Here is a 17,821-nt window from a genome sequence, read left to right as displayed (position 1 = left end):
GATCTGTAAAATGACCCGCGTATATTTCTAATCAATAACCAGGATTTTGCGGATACTTGTCGCCGGTAATGGTCCTGTCTATCTGGCTTTGAGGAATGGGTCTCAGCACATGCTTGTCTTTAATATTCACTCCCGCATCCGAATTATGTAATTTAACACGTTCTATCAGCTTATTTGTTCTTACCAGGTCGAGCCAACGGGTTTGTTCGCCGGCTAACTCGCGTGCCCGCTCGTCCAGGATATAGTCCAGCGTAACCTCAGCTGGTTCAACAGACATAGTGGCGGCGTTTCCGGTTGGATAGGCTGCCCGCCCGCGTACAACGTTAATATATTTAGCGGCACTGGCATTATCGTTCATATTGAAAGCCGCTTCTGCTGCTAACAGATAGGTTTCGGCCAGACGATAAACAATAACCGGCCTTACCGATGGGTCATTAATACTCGCCCTTTTAGAATCCTGGTATTTAAGCATGGTTGGATATAACTGCAGGGTATAATTCCGCGGCGGCACCAGCAGGTAGCGTATTGAGGCAATATCAGCATCACTAACATCAACCCCGGGCATATAAATAGCCGTATCACCCAATGCATATTTGGGAACGCCATTCACCTTGGGAATTTTGTCGGCAGAGTTGGATAACCAGACCGACTGAAATGTTTTGTAATACCGGGTGTCGTTTGTTTTATCGGCAAAACAGGTGTCGCTCATCCAGCGGGTTAGCTCAACGCGCGCAAACGGGCGGCCATAAGCCATAGAGCGAACCAGGCCCGGAAAATTTTCATAACCCATTACATAGTGAAAATTTAATTCGTTGCTATTATTGTTATAAGTAAGGTTGGGAGTATGTTGTACACTCCACAGCACCTCTTTGCTTGCCTCATTACCTTCCGCATACACCGATGCAAAATCCGGCAGCAGCGCAAGTCCTAAGCCGGCGCTATTATCGATCAGGCCCTTTGCAGTGGTATAGGCATTCTGAAAATCATCCGGTTGTTTCGCTAAAGAGTATGCCCGGGTCAGGTATACTTTTGCCAGCAGGTGCGATGCGGCGGCGCCGGTAGCCTTACCGGGCAATACGCCATTTTGCACCGGGCTTGGTGGTAATCCGGCAATAGCATCTTTTAAGTCCTGGATAATGAAGTTGTAAACATCGCTAATGGGCGCCCTGGTGGCGCTTGTACTGGGTGCTGTAATAAAATGGGTGTTCAGCGTAACAGGCCCCCAGAAACGGACCAGTATAAAGTAATAGTTCGCACGTAAAAATTTAGCTTCGGCAACTTTTTGCTTCACAGTGGCAGCATCAAGACCGGTGACGGTGGGGCCATTGTCAATGATACCATTACAATCATTTATGTAGGTGTAACAGGCATTCCAGATGCCCGATACCCAGCCGCTGCTGGCATCAAAGCTGCTTGAATAAATATTAAAATCATTGTTACCGCCGCCGCCGGATTTGAACTCATCGGTGCCGGGCACGGTCATGGTCATGAAATTCTCGGTACCCCATATACTCCGGTTACCGGCATAGGCAGCATCCAGCCCGGACTGAAAGCCCTGCGCTGTATTAAAATACTGTGGGGTTAGCCCCGAATGTGGTTCTTCTATTAATTGCTTGTTACAGCTCAAACTTAAAAAAGTGATCGCTGCCAGTGGAATAGATCTATATATGCTAACTCTCATGGTAATAGAAATTAAAATGTAACATTTAAACCAAACAGTATCGATTTATTCGGTGGCGTATCTACGCCCAAGGTACCTGCCGACTCGGGATCTATACCATGGAACCGGTTATGCAATGGTGAGAATAAAATGATGGCATCATTGAAGCTGCTATAAACCCGGAGGGACTGTAAGTGCATTTTGCTGATCAGATAAGGCGGCAGCGTATAGCCCAGGTTGATAGTTCTTATTTTAAGGTAAGAAGCATCATAATAGCCCAGCAGATCACCATAGGTGGGCGTGCCTACGTTAAAGTTAGGCTTAGGGTAAGTGTTCTCATGGTTAAAGGGCGTCCAGTAATTAATATCCAGGTTATTCATTTTCCCGTTCAGCGCATTTACATTGCTGCCGGGTTGCAGCCAGTAGGCGATCTGCGTACCTCCTACGCGGTAAGTAGCCACCACCGTAAGGTCAAGTCCACGATAGCTAAAGCGGTTGGTAAAACCACCATAAAACTTTGGCTGACGTGAGCCTACAATGGTGCGGTCGTTTGAGTTGATCACCCCATCGCCATTCAGGTCGGCTACCTTTATGGTACCGATCACAGAACCTGATCCAACCATCGTCAGGCCCAGCTTACGGGCCAGGGCAGAATCGGCTGGGGTATTTTGCCAGATGCCTAATCTTACATAGTTATACAGCGCATTAATAGGCGCCCCAACAAAGCGGTTATTGCCAATGTCCTGCGTTACGCCATTTTGCAGCGCAGTAATTTTATTGCGGTTAAAGGTGATGTTAAAATTGGTTGTCCAGCCAAAATCTTTGCGGTTAACAGCCCTGATATTTGTTGAGGCGATATTGATCTCCAAACCTTTATTTTCTGTTTTACCCACGTTGGCAAGGAACTGTGAGGTATAACCGGTTGTAATAGGCAGGTTTTGCGGGAGTATAAGATTGCTGGTGCGCTGCTGATAAGCATCAACAGAACCGTTAATGCGGTCGTTGAACAAGCTGAAGTCCAGGCCAAAGTTCAACGTTGCAGTATACTCCCAGCCCAGTTTTGGATTGGGAACATTATTGGGATAAGTGCCGGTAACGTTTGTTGAGCCATAATTGTAATTGATGGATGCCAGCCCGCCAAGTGTTTGGTAGGGGCTTACAGCGGCATTTCCTACCGAGCCATAACCGGCGCGCAATTTCAGGCCTGATATCACCCGGATGTTTTTCATGAAATCTTCCTGGGTGATATTCCAGCCAACGGCTGCAGATGGGAAGAGATGATATTTGTTCCCCGGCGCCAGCGTAGAGGAGCCGTCAGATCTCATGGTAAGCGTTAACAGGTATTTGCTCATATAGTCATAGTTAATACGCCCCATGAATGAAACGATGTTAAACTTCGAGTAACTGCCTGAGCCGTTGAGATTGGCGCCTAATGCCGGGTTAAAATATTGAATATAATCTGCCAAAATATTGTTGTAGCTAAAGCTAGTAGAGGCTTTATAGTCATCCTGGAAGCTAAACAAACCGGTAGCTGTTAGGTGATGATCTTTGGCAAAGGTGTTTTCATACACCAGCAGATTTTCCAGCGTATAGTCGTGATAGTCATAGTTCGTGTTCCTGGCAGTGGAAGGGCCGCTCAGGTTCTGATAGGTGGCGCTGCCATAAAACTCGCCGTAGGTTTCCGGCGTAATTTCTATGCCCCCGTTAAACCGGTATTTAAGGTGCGGCGTGATCTGTGCCTCCGCGTAGATTGTTGTAAAGGTGTTATACCTCGACCGGTTTTGAACAACCGCACCCCGCACCAGGTTGGCCAGGGGATTATAGGTTAAAGAGCCACCGCCTGGGAATGGTATTAGATTGCCTTTGTCATCATAAGGCACCGTAAGCGGGCTGGATGTAAGCGCCTGGGCCACCGGGTTAATGCTTTCCCCATTGATCTTACTTACGGTATTCAGCGAGCTTACGCCGATCCTGAAGATCTTGCCCAGCTGCTGGTCAATACTTACTTTAACGGTATAACGCCGGAATGACTGGCCGGGAAACACGCCGGTTTCATTATAATAACCAGCGGAAACCGCATATTTTGTTGACTCTGTACCACCGGAAACACCCAGCTGATGATTGGTTTTAAAGCCGTTCTTAAAGATCAGCTTTTGCCAGTCGGTAGCCGTGCCGTTCTTTATACCAGCTAATTCAGCTGGCAGGAAAGTGATACCATCTGTATAGAACTTGGGATCATCTATTCCATTATACGGATTAGGCGCGCCAATAACGTTCGGATTGTTTGCGTTGTAGTTTCCCCACTTTTTGTAGGTTTCGTAAGCCTGGGTATCCATCACATCATAGTGGCCAAGCGGGCTTACCACGCCGGCATAGCTGCTGTAAGTGACTACAGGTGCGCCTGTTTTGCCCCGCTTAGTAGTAATAAGTATTACGCCGTTTGCGCCCCTTGAACCATAAATAGCAGTTGCGGATGCATCTTTTAATATTTGTACCGCCACTACATCATCCTGGTTAAGGTCATTAATGTAATTGCCGTTGTATGGTATACCATCTACAACATACAGCACATCGTTGGCTGCACCCAAAGAACGCTGCCCCCGGATAGAGATAGATGGCGTGGCGCCCGGATGGCTGTTGCCGCCGGCTTTTTGTATATCAATGCCCGGCGCCTGGCTTTGCAACGCGCTTACCAGGTTACTTGCCGGTACGCTTTTGATAGCATCTTCATTTATTGATGCAATGGAGCCGGTTACATCCGCTTTCTTTTGTGAGCCATAACCCACCATGATCACCTCACTTAACGCCGAGCGCTTTTCAGCTAAGGTTACATTGATCACTGTTTGATCATTTACCACTACTTCCTGGCTGGTAAAGCCAAGGGAGCGGAAGACCAGGATAGCGGATCTATCGGGCACTGAAATACTATACCTGCCATTCGCATCTGTAATGGCGCCGGTAGTGGCGCCTTTAACGGTTACCGATGCGCCGGGAACAGGCTGGCCTTTATTGTCGTTTACCTGACCGGTTACTGTGATGGCCCTGGGAACGGCCGGTGTTTCCCGTTCCGATGTTCTGCGGCTGATGACCACATTATTCTGCGTAATCACATATACTACAGGCTGGTCTTTGAAGCACTGATCCAGCACTGCTTTTAACGATGCATTGGTGGTAGTTATTGAAACTTTCTTTGTATCTTCCAGCGCACTGGGATTATATAAAAAGTTATAGCCGGTTTGGAGTCTTATCTGGGTAAATATTTCTTCGAGGGATGCGTTTTTAACGTTCAGATTAATGGATTGAGCGTACGTTGCCGCTCTTGCCTGCAAAACTGTTGCAAGCAATAGAATGATCGTAAGTTTCATAACCAGGAATATTTAAAGCGCACAGGATCCCCTCCTGCACAGCTATGCATTAGAAATTCACAAATAAAATGTTAGGTTTAATTACTAATTGGCGAGTTAATTTGGCATAATGGTTACCCTCCTTCCATCAATTTTAAATTTTAAGCTTTTGGTTAATTCAATTGTCTTTAACAGATCCTCCAGTTTTTCATAACGGGATACTGTTCCCCCCAGGCGCTGCTTCAGCACATCGCCCTGATAGCTGACATCTATATCATACCAGCGTGCAATAGTTCTCATAACGCTTTCGATGCCCTCATTTTTAAAGAGGAAATAGCCGTTCTTCCAGGCAATGGCATCGTTTGGATCTACCTGGTTAATGTTGAACTCTTTGTTACCTCCTAAAATTGCCTGCTGTCCCGGTTTAAGCAATACGTGGTTTTTGTTGGCAGAGAGTTTAACGGAGCCGTTGAGCAAAGTGGTTTGTATAGTTGGTTCATCGGCATAGGCCTTCACATTAAAGCTTGTTCCCAGCACTTCCACCTCAGCATCCCTGGCCTTTACCCTGAACGGCTGTGCTGCATTGGCTGCTACTTCAAAATAAGCTTCCCCGGCAATCTCCACAAGCCTTTCCGGACCCGTAAAAGCGGTTGGATAACGTAGCGTGGATGCCGCGTTTAACCACACCTGCGTACCATCCGGGAGTGTGATCCGGAACTGGCCGCCTCTTGGAGTGTTTAATATATTATACTGCACAGTAGCTGCTGTGCTCTGCGCATCATACTTTAGCTGGCCCCCCTGTTGACGGATGGCTGTTGCGCCCTGCCGGATCACCTGGCTGCCGGTGCTGTCCAAAGTTATTTTGGAACCATCTGCCAAGGTCAGAATCGCCTTGTTACTGCCGGGCATCGCATTGGTGATAAGCTGTTGCGCCACCGGAGGTTTGGCCGGCTGCTGCAGCCATAAATAGGTTGCGGCCACCAGCACAAGTATTGCGGCAGCTGCCGCCCATTGGTACCATCTCCGGGGCCGGAGGGTATAAACAGGCGCCATTTCCTTGTCGAGCCGCTGTTGGATCAATTGCCTGATGCCTTCATCCGGCGTTCCTTCATAGGCCCGCGCCACCAGCTCATCGTAGATCGCATCGTTCAGCAGCTGCACACACGCCGGGTCTTCCAGCGCAGCTGTTAGCCGCCGGTGTTCGTCCGGCGTAATCCTGTCATCCAGGTATTTTTCCAATAGCTCCTTGAATTCGTCGGTGTGCATATAGTATAAAGACGCGCAAACGTCAAAAGAGGGTTGCTCCCTTTAAAAAAAATTTGGAACAGCAGCCGCAGGGCATGCCGCATAAAGGTTCGCACCTGTGCCAGGGCCTTTACCATATGGCCTTTCACTGTTTCACGGGAAATTCCCAGCCGCGCCGCAATCTCCTCATACTTTAACCCTTCATGCCGGCTCAGCTCAAAAACCGCCCGGCGCTGTGGCGGCATCTGGTTTACCACCGTTTGCGCCAGCTCCAGGAGCTGTTTGGCAGACAGCTGCTCATCGGCCGGGGAATCGGCTGCCGTTTGCAGCTGCTCCATACTATTCGGAATCGGAATCAGCAGCTTCTTTCTAAATTCACTTAATATCCTGTTCCTGGCCATCGTATATAAATAATGCTCCGGCCGTTCTATGTCTGAGAGGGATCTGCGGTTCTTCCAAATGGTCAGAAATACTTCCTGCACCACATCCTGGGCCTTATGAGAGTCTTTCAGGTAAGCAATAGCCTGCCCATACAGGTTATTCCAATACCTATCCACCAACCGGGTAAAGGCATCGTGATCCCCGTTAGCAATCTGTTGGAAAATATCTTTCTCTGTATGTAGGAAACTGTCAGACAATATAGCGCAGACTTTGACCGCGCTAAAAATAGAAAAAAAATTTCTACGGCTAAAAATACCAGCAATCTCCGGAGCGGGAAAGTGGAAACTTTAAATACAATGCTTCCTGCCTGGATATAGTTACACTATTTGCACAAAAGGCCAGCCATTCCCGAAAGAATGGCTAGCCAGGTAATATAAACCAGTGATAAACAGGGTTAATAATTGGCGGCAACACTTTTTGCCGGCGTATTAGCCTTACCTGTTCTCAGATACCTGTTGAAAAATGATGTTAACTTATCAAATGGGATGATGTTTACCCTGTCATACAAATCAACGTGACTGGCATTTGGGATAATCATTAGCTCTTTTGGCTCAGCGGCTGTTTTATAAGCATCTTCACTGAAATACCTGGAGTGTGCATTTTCACCGGCAATCAGCAAAACCGGACGGGGTGAGATCTCTTTAATGTAAGTAAGCAGCGGCATATTCATAAACGACAGCGCATTGGTAGCATTCCATGCACCGTTTGAATTGGGTGAGTTTTTATGAAAGCCCCGTGGGGTCCGGTAGTAATTAAAATAATCCACAACAAACTGAGGCTCGCCGCCTTTCAGCTTCTCAGGTAAAATGCGTGGGCCGGGAGCGGGTGTTCCGTTCTTTGCATCTTCCCAACGTTGCCGGCTCATTTGTTCCAGCATTTGAGTGCGTTGTTCAATGGTAAGCTTATCATAATAACCTTTTGCCATCACCCGCGACATATCATACATACTGGTGGTTGCAACGGCTTTCACGCGTTTGTCCACAGCAGCAGCATTCAGTGCCATGCCTGCAAAACCACAAATACCGATGATGCCAATGCGGTCCCTGTCAACAGCAGGTTGCAGCCCCAGGAAATCTACTGCTGCGCTGAAATCTTCCGTATTAATCTCCGGTGAAGTAACATTGCGGGGTTCACCTCCGCTTTCACCAGTATAGGAAGGGTCAAAGGCAAGGGTAGCAAAACCCCGCTCCGCCATCGTTTGTGCGTACAATCCGGAGGACTGTTCTTTTACTGCTCCAAACGGGCCGCTAATGGCCAGTGCAGCCAAAGGTTCACTACCACGGTTTTCCGGCAGGTAAAGATCAGCCACCAGGGTAATCCCGTAACGGTTTTTAAACGATACTTTTTCACGGGTTACCTTATCACTCAGCGGAAAGGTATAATGGTCTGTTTGTTTCATATCTTTTGTTTTTTCCTTTTGTGAGGTTTGTGTATAAGCCTGCCCTAATACCATTAAGAAGACAAGCACCAGTACTGTTATTTTTTTCATCTTTAGTTTTGAGCTTTTGTTTATAATCCAAACCGTACGGGCATTTTTAGAACAATCAATTCTTTTAAGCAACCAGCTTTGTTGCACATTGTCCCTTATGCGATTGTCCGGCATTGTTCACCCGGTTCGACGACCTCCGGAAAGCAAGCAGGACTACCAGTGCTGCAATAAGGGCAAAAATGCCACTGCTGGTAAATACTCCTTTTGCGCCTGTGTAATCATAGAGTATGCCGCCAAAAGCTGCACCTGCAGTAATAGCCAGCTGGATAACCGCTATTTGAATGCCACCGCCGCTTTCCGCTTCATCGGGGATGGTTTTGGTAAGCCAGGCTGTCCAGCCCACTTGTATTACCCCCAGCGCCATCGCCCACAAGGACACTAATACTGCTGCTACTACTGTAATATTTCCAAAGGTTACCAGGCCGGTTACCATAACGGCCATCATGAAGGGCATAAGCGCCAGTGAGCGGAGCAGGTTCCATTCCAATAGATACCGCGAAAAAGTTGAACCAAGCAGGTTGGCAATGCCAAAGCCTAAAAGGATAGTAGAAAGTGTATTTTCGTTTACACGGGTTACTGTTTCCAGAAAGGGGCGCAGGTAGGTAAAAAAGGTAGCATAAGCAATAAACGCAAACATGGTTGCCAGCATGCCTGCTTTGATGTTCGGGCGCTTCAGCACGCGGAACAGATCGCTGATCTTCCTTGCCTTGTCTGTTGGCATCGAAGGCAGTGTCGCCAATTGCCAGATAAAAGCTATGCCTCCTATTGCGGCTGCAATCAGAAACACACTACGCCAGCCTAAGTGTGTGCCTAAATAGCTGCCCAATGGCGCCGCCAGCACTGTTGCCACAGATACCGCACTAAAAATGATGGAAAGTGCTTTGGATACCCGGTTTGCAGGAACCAACCGTAACGCCGTTGCTGCTGCCATTGACCAGAAACCACCGAGGCCAATACCCAGCAGTACACGTCCGGTTAAGAGCAAGGCGAAATCCGGTGCATTGGCCACTAAGAGATTTGAGATGATCTGCAGCACACAAAAGGCCAATAGAACCAGGCGCCTGTTCATGCGTTGCGTAATTACCGCAATCAGCAGGCTTGATACCATGGCTACAATAGCTGTTACTGAGATGGCCTGTCCGGCTATGCCTTCTGTTATCCTCAGATCTTTTGCCATCGGCGTTAGCAAACTAACCGGTAAAAACTCCGAAACGATTAAGCCGGATACTGCAAGCGCTAAAGCAAATACAGCATTCCAGGCTGGTTTAACCGTTAATTCAACGGTACTGATGTGTTGTTTCATATTTTCATTCATCACAACACAAAGGTACCCCGGGGCTTTGCCCTGGTGCTAATGAATCTCAAACCAATCATTAAGAATTTCAAACTTCAGCAGACCGGATAGCTGTTGGGGTTGATCCAGTCATGCGCTTAAAGAAATTGTTGAAATAGGTGGGATATTCAAACCCCAGCGCAATGGCAATATCTGCAATGTTCCAGTCAGTATGCTGCAAAAGTGCTTTTGCTTCAGAAATAATGCGTTCGGTAATGTGCGTAGTAGTGGATTTGCCGGTAACTTCCTTAATAGCGCGGTTGAGGTAATTGACATGCACGTGTAAATTATTCGCATAATCCTGTGCCGTTTTTAACTGTAAGGGACGGTCGGTAGTTTCAATAGGGAACTGCCTTTCCAGGAGCTCCAGAAATACAGCGGTAAGCCGGGAAGCTGCATTTTTGTGCTGGTCATAATGTTCAGAAGGCTGGAGTTTCAGGGCTTCGTGAATGATCAGGTTAATATAGTTGCGGATAAGCTCATCCTTATAGGTGTAATCAGTTTTCTGTTCCTCAATCATCTTTTTAAAGATGGTATTTAAGAACTCCCGCTGGCCCTCTGTTATTTTTAGAATTGGTGTGCCGCCAATCTTAAACAGGGGAGAATTTTGCAGACTTTCCGAACGATCGGACATCAGGAAGAAATCTTCAGAAAAAAGAACCGTATAGCCTATATAAGTAGTGGTAAGTGTTTCCCAGGAATAAGGGATATGCGGATTGCCGAAAAATAAGATAGTTCCCTCCTGCTCAAAGCTCCTGTCGGCATAATTTATTATGCTCTTTCCTGTGGTCAGGCAAATTTTATAAAAGTCCTTCCGGCTGTAAATGCGTGTTGCATCGCTATCAGCCTCTATCTGGAATACATTGAACCCTTTTAGCTTCAGGTCATTATTGAACTCCGAAATCGAACGCGTGATCTTCTTTGGCATTCTGCAAAGTTAAGAAATTCAAAACCTACCGGCATAGTATTATAATCTTCCCGTTTTAAGCAAAGGGGCAAATGCTGTTTGGTTATCAGGAAGACCTACCCGATGTCATATCACAAAGGAGCCGTTAGCTTTTCACTAACGGCTCCCCAAAAGGTCAGGTTGTTCTAAAACCGCATCAGCTTTAAGCTCTTTATCACCGTCTTGCTGTTATTATCATAGATCTCCAGCACGTACATTCCTTTAATAACCGCATTGCGCCCGGGCAGCAGCACCTTCCGCGACTGGTTAAAGGAGCGGTCTGTAAGCACCAGGCGGCCCTGTGCATCATACAAACGCAGTGTATAACTGCTATTAACATCCAGTCCGCTTACCGTAAGCTGCTCACTAAAGGGGTTGGGCCAAACATTTAATACGTCCCTTTCTACTAACAGGCCCGCTTTTTCTACTCCCACCATCATCGGCGCAAACGGGCTGGTAATAGTAAAGCTTCGCTGTATGCTAATACTGTCCAGCTTATGCTTAAAGGTCACCTTCAGTTGGTGAGTACCCACGCTGTAGGTAGATGGTTCAATTACGAAAGTATGGTTAGCCGCTATAGGCAGCATTCTTGAATTATCCACTACTGCCATCACATCCGTGTGTGCCTGCGGCGCCGGATAGTTGGCTATCAGTATAGTATCTGCCGCACCGGCCTGGCTGTACTGGCTTTCCACGGTCCTTAAAATGGGTGGAGTGTTCAGCACCGGATACACACGCAAAATGGCCGGCGTATCATTTGGCGTATAGCTGGTACCGTTAAAGGCCATCCATTGTAAGGTGTCAACACCTACTATGTTGGGATAGGGTGTATAATACATGCTGTCCAGCTCTGCCAGCGTTACATCGCGGCTTCTTTCATAAAAGAGCTGTTTGCCGCCTATGGTCAGTTTACCGTATGCCGGCAGCCGGTTTACGCGTATGCCGGCCAGCTTACCGGTAAAGTTCTGTTTAAAATTACTGGCCCAGAAGCGGATAGGCGTGCCGGCCAATGTGTTACGCTCAAATGGTTTAATAGTATCCGGCGCCGCCAGTATATTAACATAAATGGTTGTATCCTTTGTCCAGTTAATGCCATCAAAAGCACGCCAGCGTATGGTATCCTTACCCGGAACACTGGGTGCGCTGTATTTGAGCGAGTCCAGCATGGCCCGGGTAAAAATGGCATTACTGGCGGATACCGGCTGGTTATTAGCGCCGGAAAGTGTACCCCGTTTAGGAAAGGTGGTGAACTCTATCTTCTCCAGCTGCCCGATGCCGCTGGCCGGACCTACATAATGCTGCAGAAAATCAACCGACGTAATGGGCACCCGGTTACGGGTATATACCTGTTTGGTAATGGGTGTAATATAATGCTGGGCGGTAGTATCCAGGTTCACGGAGAACAGGATACGGTCGGTAGCAATAAACCAGGTGCTGTCTTCATAATACGCGCGCGTGCTTACATCCGCTACCTTTTTTACAGAGCTGCCATCCTGTTTAATAATATAGGTAGCGTAGTTATTGCCCGATTTGGCTCCAACGGCCACATCGCCCTGCGGCGAAATATTGAGCATATTGGCGATGCCTACCGCAGAATTGGTTTGTATGGGCAGCACATAACGCAGATTGCCCTGCCGGTCGCGCGTGTATACCTGCCCCTGCACATGATAGAAATAAGGTGCAGCCAGATAGATGCCACCCACATAACCATTATTAACCAACGGAACACAATAGTCTGCTATGGGAAAATCTGCATACCCTCCATAATCACCCTGTGTCATCAGGTAGGTAACAGAATCATGGTCGTACAGGTAAACACGGGAGCCTATTTCATCAGGACTCCTTAGATATGCAATGCGCTCGCCATCTGTTTGTATGCCAAAGAACCGGGGAGGATAATCGGGATTGGGCCAATCCGGCACCCACTGGTCTGTTAAGGTGCTTACGCCGTTCTGGTAACGGTAAAGATACGTGGCGGCATTACTGCCGGTAGCATAAGCCACCAGGCCATTAGCCGCCACAGCGGCGCCGGTAATGCTGCTGTCTACCACCACCTGCTGTTGCTGGGTGGCCATATTTCGCAATATTAATCCGTGGCTGGCAGAATCAGGGCTTGACCACAATACATAGCTGCCCGCTGTGCTTACGCTATTGGTAACCTGCGAAAGCTGTGTAACCGTACCCTGGTTATACTCATATAAGGGAGTAGTGTAAGGGTCGATAAAAGTCACCGGCGCCTGAATGAGCGCCCCGTAGGGTGTTACCCATCCGCGGAAAATGTACCCATATGGATTGCCCGGCACAGGAGAGGTATTGGCGGTAAATGGGATAACCACGGTGCTGCCGGTGCCCACATCCGTTAACCGGTAAGTGGCGCTGGCGCCGTTTTGTTTAACAGTTAATACCTTGCCATACCGGAAATCCAGTATCTGTGTACTGTCTGGCGACGCATAAACTGGTGTAAGTGAAAAGTTTTGGGCATAAGCGCTCATCCCCAGCAGGAGGAAGAGCAAAAAGGGGTAGATCTTTAGCATAGTTATATATTTGAAAGATGATCGAATGCTCACTTATATTGGCCGCAAACATCACCGTTTTTCATACCCGGGGGCCGGTAAGAACAGAAAAGTAGTAGCGCTTCTTGTGGTTGTGGAGTAATGGTTATTGTGTACTCAAGTTAGCAATTTCCTGTTACATGGCAAGCACTTAATAAGCCATTCCGTTTTACTATTATGTTATATTAACGTTCTGCCGGAATTATCTAATATATTTCTCAAGATCAGAACCGGGAGCGCTTGTCTCCCGGTTCTTTAATATATTAAAGGGCCTGAGGCACCTTTACAACTTTGGGCTGGCCGGCGGCAATTACATAGGCAGCCATTTTGGGGATCATATGGCTCAGGCTTACGCCTATGTTAAATGCAGCAGTAAAGTTCTGGGCAGCTGTTTTTACATTCCCCTTTCCGTCTTTTCCATCTACATCATCCGCAAAATGCCCTTCCCTGTCCGTAATGCCGGACATGAAAATAAAAGGTGCATCACATAACAGCCGTATTACGCCATGCGTGGTTTCCACGGAGCCCACCGGCTTCTTGTTACCGGTGTTAGCCAAGGCCTGCAGGCCGGCTGTATCAGAGGTGGCATAATCTGCATAGTTTGTAATATTCACCACACTTACGCCGATATAGTCTTTGTCGCTCATCACCTCAATATTGGGAGATGGATTGAGATAGGGCCTCAATAACCCTGACTCTATTGCGCTAACAGTAGCGGTATCTAATAATTTGAAGAAGTCCGGAGCAATAGCTGAGGGCAGCACCTTTTCAAAATGAGCAGGATCATCCCATTTACTTTGCGGGTTTTCACCGTTAGGATGGAAATTATGGATAAAGATGTTACTGCCTACGGTTACGCAGCCATTGTTATTGCTGTCGTTCAATCCCAGCGCAGCGGTTCCCATGGCCACTACCAGGTCAGGCGGCTCCTGCCGGTAAGCCAGCACCTTCGGAAGGCTGGCATGTTTGCCCTGTGAGCTGGATGGATTCCACTGCGGATCCATGATGTCCTGGATACACCATAGTTCTACGGTTGCCTGGGAAAAATTATCCCACACGGCCCTGGGTTTAGGAGTTCCCTGCGGAAAGGTCCAGGGATAGTTTAACTCGCTGGGATTAGGGAGCGTCTGCGGACGGATAGTGCTATTCAGCAGGGCATTCAGGATGGGTTCAACTTCCCATGATTTGTTACCAATTAATACAATACGTTTCATAATAAAGGTTTGAGGGTGAAGAGTGGTTTTTTGAGTGATAGGATATGTTCACAATGACAATAGCAGGTTAATAACAGCCGGGAAAAGTAAAAGGTTTAAAAAATTGGGGGAAATATTGTCAGTGTTAATGGTTGGCTATAACCCGCCCATTCTTTCAAATCACCCGTTAACGGCCCATGTTGAAATTCAAGATCTAAACAAAAGATTAGGCGAAATTGCAGCGTGGTACTATATTTACTTTTTCTGAGGTGCAGCGCTGGCTGTGAGCAAGATCCCCGTTGATGTGGTAATATTGACAACAACGGCCGGTTAAATAGTAAGATCATGAAGAAAATAGCAGTTGTTTTTTTACTGGCATTTATTTCGTGCCAATCATCCAAACAGCCAACACTGACGATAGCCGTTGCTGCAAATATGCAATATACTATAGAGGCCCTGGTAACGGAATTCAACAAAACAGACCCAACAAAAATTGATGTTGTGCTGGGCGCATCCGGTAAGCTTACGCAGCAGATCATGCACGATGCGCCTTTTGATATTTTTGTATCTGCCGATACGAAATTCCCTCAGACATTGGCCGATGCTCATTTCGCACTTGAACCGCCCCGGGTATATGCCCAGGGGGTGCTTGTGCTGTGGAGCGTCCGGCCTGAGATCCAGCCTGCACCCGACCTGGGGCTATTGCAGGATACCGTCATCAAAAGCATTGCTATTGCCAATCCCCAGACGGCCCCTTATGGCAGCGCAGCACAGTTCCTGCTGAAAAAATATGATCTGTACAACCGGGTTTCATCTAAACTGGTAACCGGAGAAAGCATTACCCAAACGAGCCAGTTCATTGCGACACAAAGTGCAGACATAGGTTTCACGGCAAAATCAATTGTGGTTTCAAAAGAGATGAAAGATAAGGGTAAATGGGTGGAGCTTAACGCCGGCGATTATCCACCGATCGAACAGGCGGCTGTACTATTAAAAAATGCTAAGGGGAACCACGAGGCAGCAGCGAGAAAGTTTTACAGCTTTCTTTATTCACCCAAAGCAAAAGCTATTTATAAACAATCAGGATATTTAGTAAAATGATAAAGTTTGACCCGATATGGCTTACCTTAAAACTGGCGTTCGGCACAACGCTTATCCTGTTCATTGTAGCTGTGCCCCTGGCCAACTGGCTTTCCGGGAAAAGGAACATTTTCAAAACAGTCATTGAGGCCATTGTAAGCATGCCCCTGGTTTTGCCCCCCACGGTAATAGGCTTTTATTTGCTGCTGGCATTCAGCCCCGCAAATGGATTTGGTAAATGGCTGGAACAATGGCTAAACCTGCGGCTGGTATTTTCATTTAGCGGGCTATTAATAGCATCGGTTATTTACAGCCTGCCTTTTATGGTACACCCCATCAGGTCCGGGCTGTCCTCATTACCCCCCAGCTTAAAAGAGGCCGCGTATTCACTGGGAAAAACCAAATGGCAAACATTACTCAAAGTGTTGCTGCCGAATATCAAGCCATCGATGCTTACCGCTATTGTATTATCGTTTGCCCATACCGTTGGTGAATTTGGCGTGGTGCTGATGATAGGAGGCAACATGCCAGGGAAAACACGGACCGCTTCTATTGCGATCTACGATGAAGTGGAAACATTCAATTATTATAACGCCAACGTATATGCGGGTATTTTACTTGTCCTGTCGTTTATTACCTTATTGATCCTGTATTCATTTAACCGCAAAACGCAGCAGCAGGGATTTTATTAACCATTGGATAACGACAGAAAAATTATGATCGAGTTCTCTTTACATAAAACGTTACATACCGCCGAAGGTGAAATGCAATTAAACGTAAGCGCGAAGATCGAAAGCGGGAAATTCGTTAGTTTATATGGGGCATCCGGTTCCGGCAAAACCTCCCTCCTGCGGATGCTGGCCGGATTTATGAAACCGGAGAACGGGTATATAAAAGTAAATGACGCTGTATGGTTTGACCGTGCAAAAAAGATCAATACCGAACCCCAGCACCGTAAAATTGGTTTTGTATTCCAGGATTATGCGTTGTTCCCCAATATGAACGTGCGGGAAAACATTTCATTTGCCTTGAAAAAAAATGAATCGAAAGAAATTGTTGACGAATTACTGGAGCTTAGCGGATTATCGAATCTGGCTAACAGAAAGATCCAGGCACTTTCCGGCGGGCAGCAGCAACGGGTTGCACTAGCAAGGGCCATTGTCAAAAAGCCGTCGGTATTACTGCTGGACGAGCCATTGTCTGCTGTGGATAGCGGCATGCGCGCTCAATTGCAGGGTACTTTGGCTGAAATGCACAAACGCTTTGGATTAACGACCATCCTGGTAAGCCATAACAGTGACGAGATCGTAAAGCTTTCTGATACCGTTTTCCATCTGGAAAATGGGAAATTCCAGCAACAGGCAGCACCGGCAACTTTTTTCCTAAACGCATTTACCCCAGGAACTTTAACGGGCACCATTGTCGCCATAGAAGACAATGGCAATGCCGTTGTGCTGATCGATGATCGTATGATAAGAATAGATCCGTCTATAAAAAGGCTTAAGATCAACGATAAGGTTGAAATTATCTGTGATCCTGGAACGGTTTCTATATTAGATCATAGGGATTGTTAAAACAATCTTTCCATTCACCTGTTGTTGTACCAGCAATTCGGCGGCTTCCGCAATACTTGTCCAGGGTAGTTCTTTATCAATGGGCGTGTGCAAACGCTTTTGCACAACCAGCCCGGCTATACGCGTGAACACAGGCATACAATCCGCAGGCACTTCAGGCCCCAGGAATACCAGCTGTTTACGGTGAAATGGCCATTCAGAAGAACGAACGTTGAAGGTTGTGGGCTGACGCGAAGAATTACCAAAGTTAACACAGATACCGTTTGCGGGTAACATACTTAATGCAACAGCCAATACATTACCGCCGACTGAATCGAATATAATATCATATTTTCCCGCGGCTTTTGCCTCTTCTATTGTTGTAAACACAGCATGAGGTATCACACCATCATCTTCCAGCTGCTGTTTCAGGTTAAGCCGCCGGCTTACTGCAAATATTTTTGCCCCGGCCATGGCGGCTAACTGACATAAGATACGCCCAACACCGCCCGCAGCGCCCGTGATCAATACCTGCTGATCAGGCAAGGGACCCACTGCTTCAATACAAGTTACAGCAGTACCGGCGGCAACTGGCAGTGAAGCAGCCTGCGCATCGCTAATACCATCAGGTATAATGGCCATTTGTACACCGGCAGCAATAATATATTCGGCCCAGGCGCCTTGTGCAACAAAACCAAAAACGCGCGTGCCTTCTTTAGGCGAGGTGCCATTTGCAGCTGCTTTTACTATTATACCGGCAAAATCCCAGCCGGGAATATAATTGGTGGTAGCAGTAATAGCAGTGCGTACTTCACCCTGGTTCAGTGAAAAAGCGGTAACCCTGATCAGCGCCTGGTGAGGTGCAGGAACAGGAACAGGGCATTCTGTTATATTAAAACGCGGATCAGATCCCGGGTTAGTAACAATACCCCGCATGCGGCTCTCTTTTGTTGTTAATGCTTGCATACTTTGTTGATTTCAGGCA

Annotated in this window: 13 protein-coding genes; 3 read left to right on the top strand and 10 right to left on the bottom strand. The window is 47.3% G+C overall.

Annotation, left to right across the window (positions count from 1 at the left end; genetic code table 11):
- Positions 1 to 31: 31 nt before the first annotated feature.
- From BMZ54_RS25790 to BMZ54_RS25750, 9 genes are all read right to left on the bottom strand, one after another.
- The gene (locus BMZ54_RS25790) at positions 32 to 1,681 is read right to left on the bottom strand and encodes a RagB/SusD family nutrient uptake outer membrane protein (protein ID WP_089918921.1); all 1,650 of its coding nucleotides are present in this window, start codon (positions 1,679 to 1,681) and stop codon (positions 32 to 34) included.
- 11 nt (positions 1,682 to 1,692) lie between these two features.
- Positions 1,693 to 5,025, bottom strand: coding sequence for a TonB-dependent receptor (locus BMZ54_RS25785; protein WP_089918919.1), 3,333 nt, complete (start codon positions 5,023 to 5,025; stop codon positions 1,693 to 1,695).
- A gap of 96 nt (positions 5,026 to 5,121) precedes the next feature.
- The gene (locus BMZ54_RS25780; RefSeq protein ID WP_089918916.1) at positions 5,122 to 6,270 is read right to left on the bottom strand and encodes a FecR family protein; all 1,149 of its coding nucleotides are present in this window, start codon (positions 6,268 to 6,270) and stop codon (positions 5,122 to 5,124) included.
- Positions 6,192 to 6,887: an RNA polymerase sigma factor gene (locus tag BMZ54_RS25775; protein ID WP_162277671.1), complete on the bottom strand. Its 696-nt coding sequence runs from the start codon at positions 6,885 to 6,887 to the stop codon at positions 6,192 to 6,194. The genes BMZ54_RS25780 and BMZ54_RS25775 overlap by 79 nt, the downstream gene beginning before the upstream one ends.
- A gap of 197 nt (positions 6,888 to 7,084) precedes the next feature.
- Entirely contained in the window at positions 7,085 to 8,179 is a 1,095-nt protein-coding gene (locus BMZ54_RS25770) for an alpha/beta hydrolase (RefSeq protein WP_089918911.1), read from the bottom strand.
- A gap of 64 nt (positions 8,180 to 8,243) precedes the next feature.
- The gene (locus BMZ54_RS25765) at positions 8,244 to 9,482 is read right to left on the bottom strand and encodes an MFS transporter (RefSeq protein ID WP_089918909.1); all 1,239 of its coding nucleotides are present in this window, start codon (positions 9,480 to 9,482) and stop codon (positions 8,244 to 8,246) included.
- A gap of 79 nt (positions 9,483 to 9,561) precedes the next feature.
- The gene (locus BMZ54_RS25760; protein WP_089918908.1) at positions 9,562 to 10,440 is read right to left on the bottom strand and encodes a helix-turn-helix domain-containing protein; all 879 of its coding nucleotides are present in this window, start codon (positions 10,438 to 10,440) and stop codon (positions 9,562 to 9,564) included.
- A gap of 164 nt (positions 10,441 to 10,604) precedes the next feature.
- Entirely contained in the window at positions 10,605 to 12,992 is a 2,388-nt protein-coding gene (locus BMZ54_RS25755) for a T9SS type A sorting domain-containing protein (protein WP_089918907.1), read from the bottom strand.
- A gap of 281 nt (positions 12,993 to 13,273) precedes the next feature.
- Positions 13,274 to 14,224, bottom strand: a complete 951-nt coding sequence (locus tag BMZ54_RS25750; RefSeq protein WP_089918906.1) for a hypothetical protein — start codon at positions 14,222 to 14,224, stop codon at positions 13,274 to 13,276.
- A 324-nt stretch (positions 14,225 to 14,548) separates the two neighbouring features.
- On the opposite strand from BMZ54_RS25750, the gene modA reads away from it, so the two are divergent.
- From modA to BMZ54_RS25735, 3 genes are read left to right on the top strand one after another with little or no spacing between them, the layout of a single operon-like run.
- Positions 14,549 to 15,304 carry a molybdate ABC transporter substrate-binding protein gene (modA, locus tag BMZ54_RS25745; RefSeq protein ID WP_089918903.1) on the top strand — a complete coding sequence of 252 codons (756 nt, stop codon included), beginning with the start codon at positions 14,549 to 14,551 and terminating at the stop codon, positions 15,302 to 15,304.
- Positions 15,301 to 15,975, top strand: a complete 675-nt coding sequence (gene modB / locus BMZ54_RS25740; RefSeq protein WP_089918901.1) for a molybdate ABC transporter permease subunit — start codon at positions 15,301 to 15,303, stop codon at positions 15,973 to 15,975. Before modA ends, modB begins: the two co-directional genes overlap by 4 nt.
- A 24-nt stretch (positions 15,976 to 15,999) precedes the next feature.
- Positions 16,000 to 16,857, top strand: coding sequence for an ABC transporter ATP-binding protein (locus BMZ54_RS25735; RefSeq protein ID WP_089918899.1), 858 nt, complete (start codon positions 16,000 to 16,002; stop codon positions 16,855 to 16,857).
- On the opposite strand, the gene BMZ54_RS25730 is transcribed toward BMZ54_RS25735, so the two are convergent.
- Positions 16,837 to 17,802, bottom strand: a complete 966-nt coding sequence (locus tag BMZ54_RS25730; protein ID WP_089918897.1) for a zinc-binding dehydrogenase — start codon at positions 17,800 to 17,802, stop codon at positions 16,837 to 16,839. The two genes, BMZ54_RS25735 and BMZ54_RS25730, sit on opposite strands and share 21 nt — an antisense overlap.
- Between the last annotated feature and the right edge of the window lie 19 nt (positions 17,803 to 17,821).

It is taken from the genome of Chitinophaga rupis (assembly GCF_900109685.1).
GTDB lineage: Bacteria > Bacteroidota > Bacteroidia > Chitinophagales > Chitinophagaceae > Chitinophaga > Chitinophaga rupis.
This window is presented reverse-complemented; position numbering and strand designations above follow the sequence as displayed.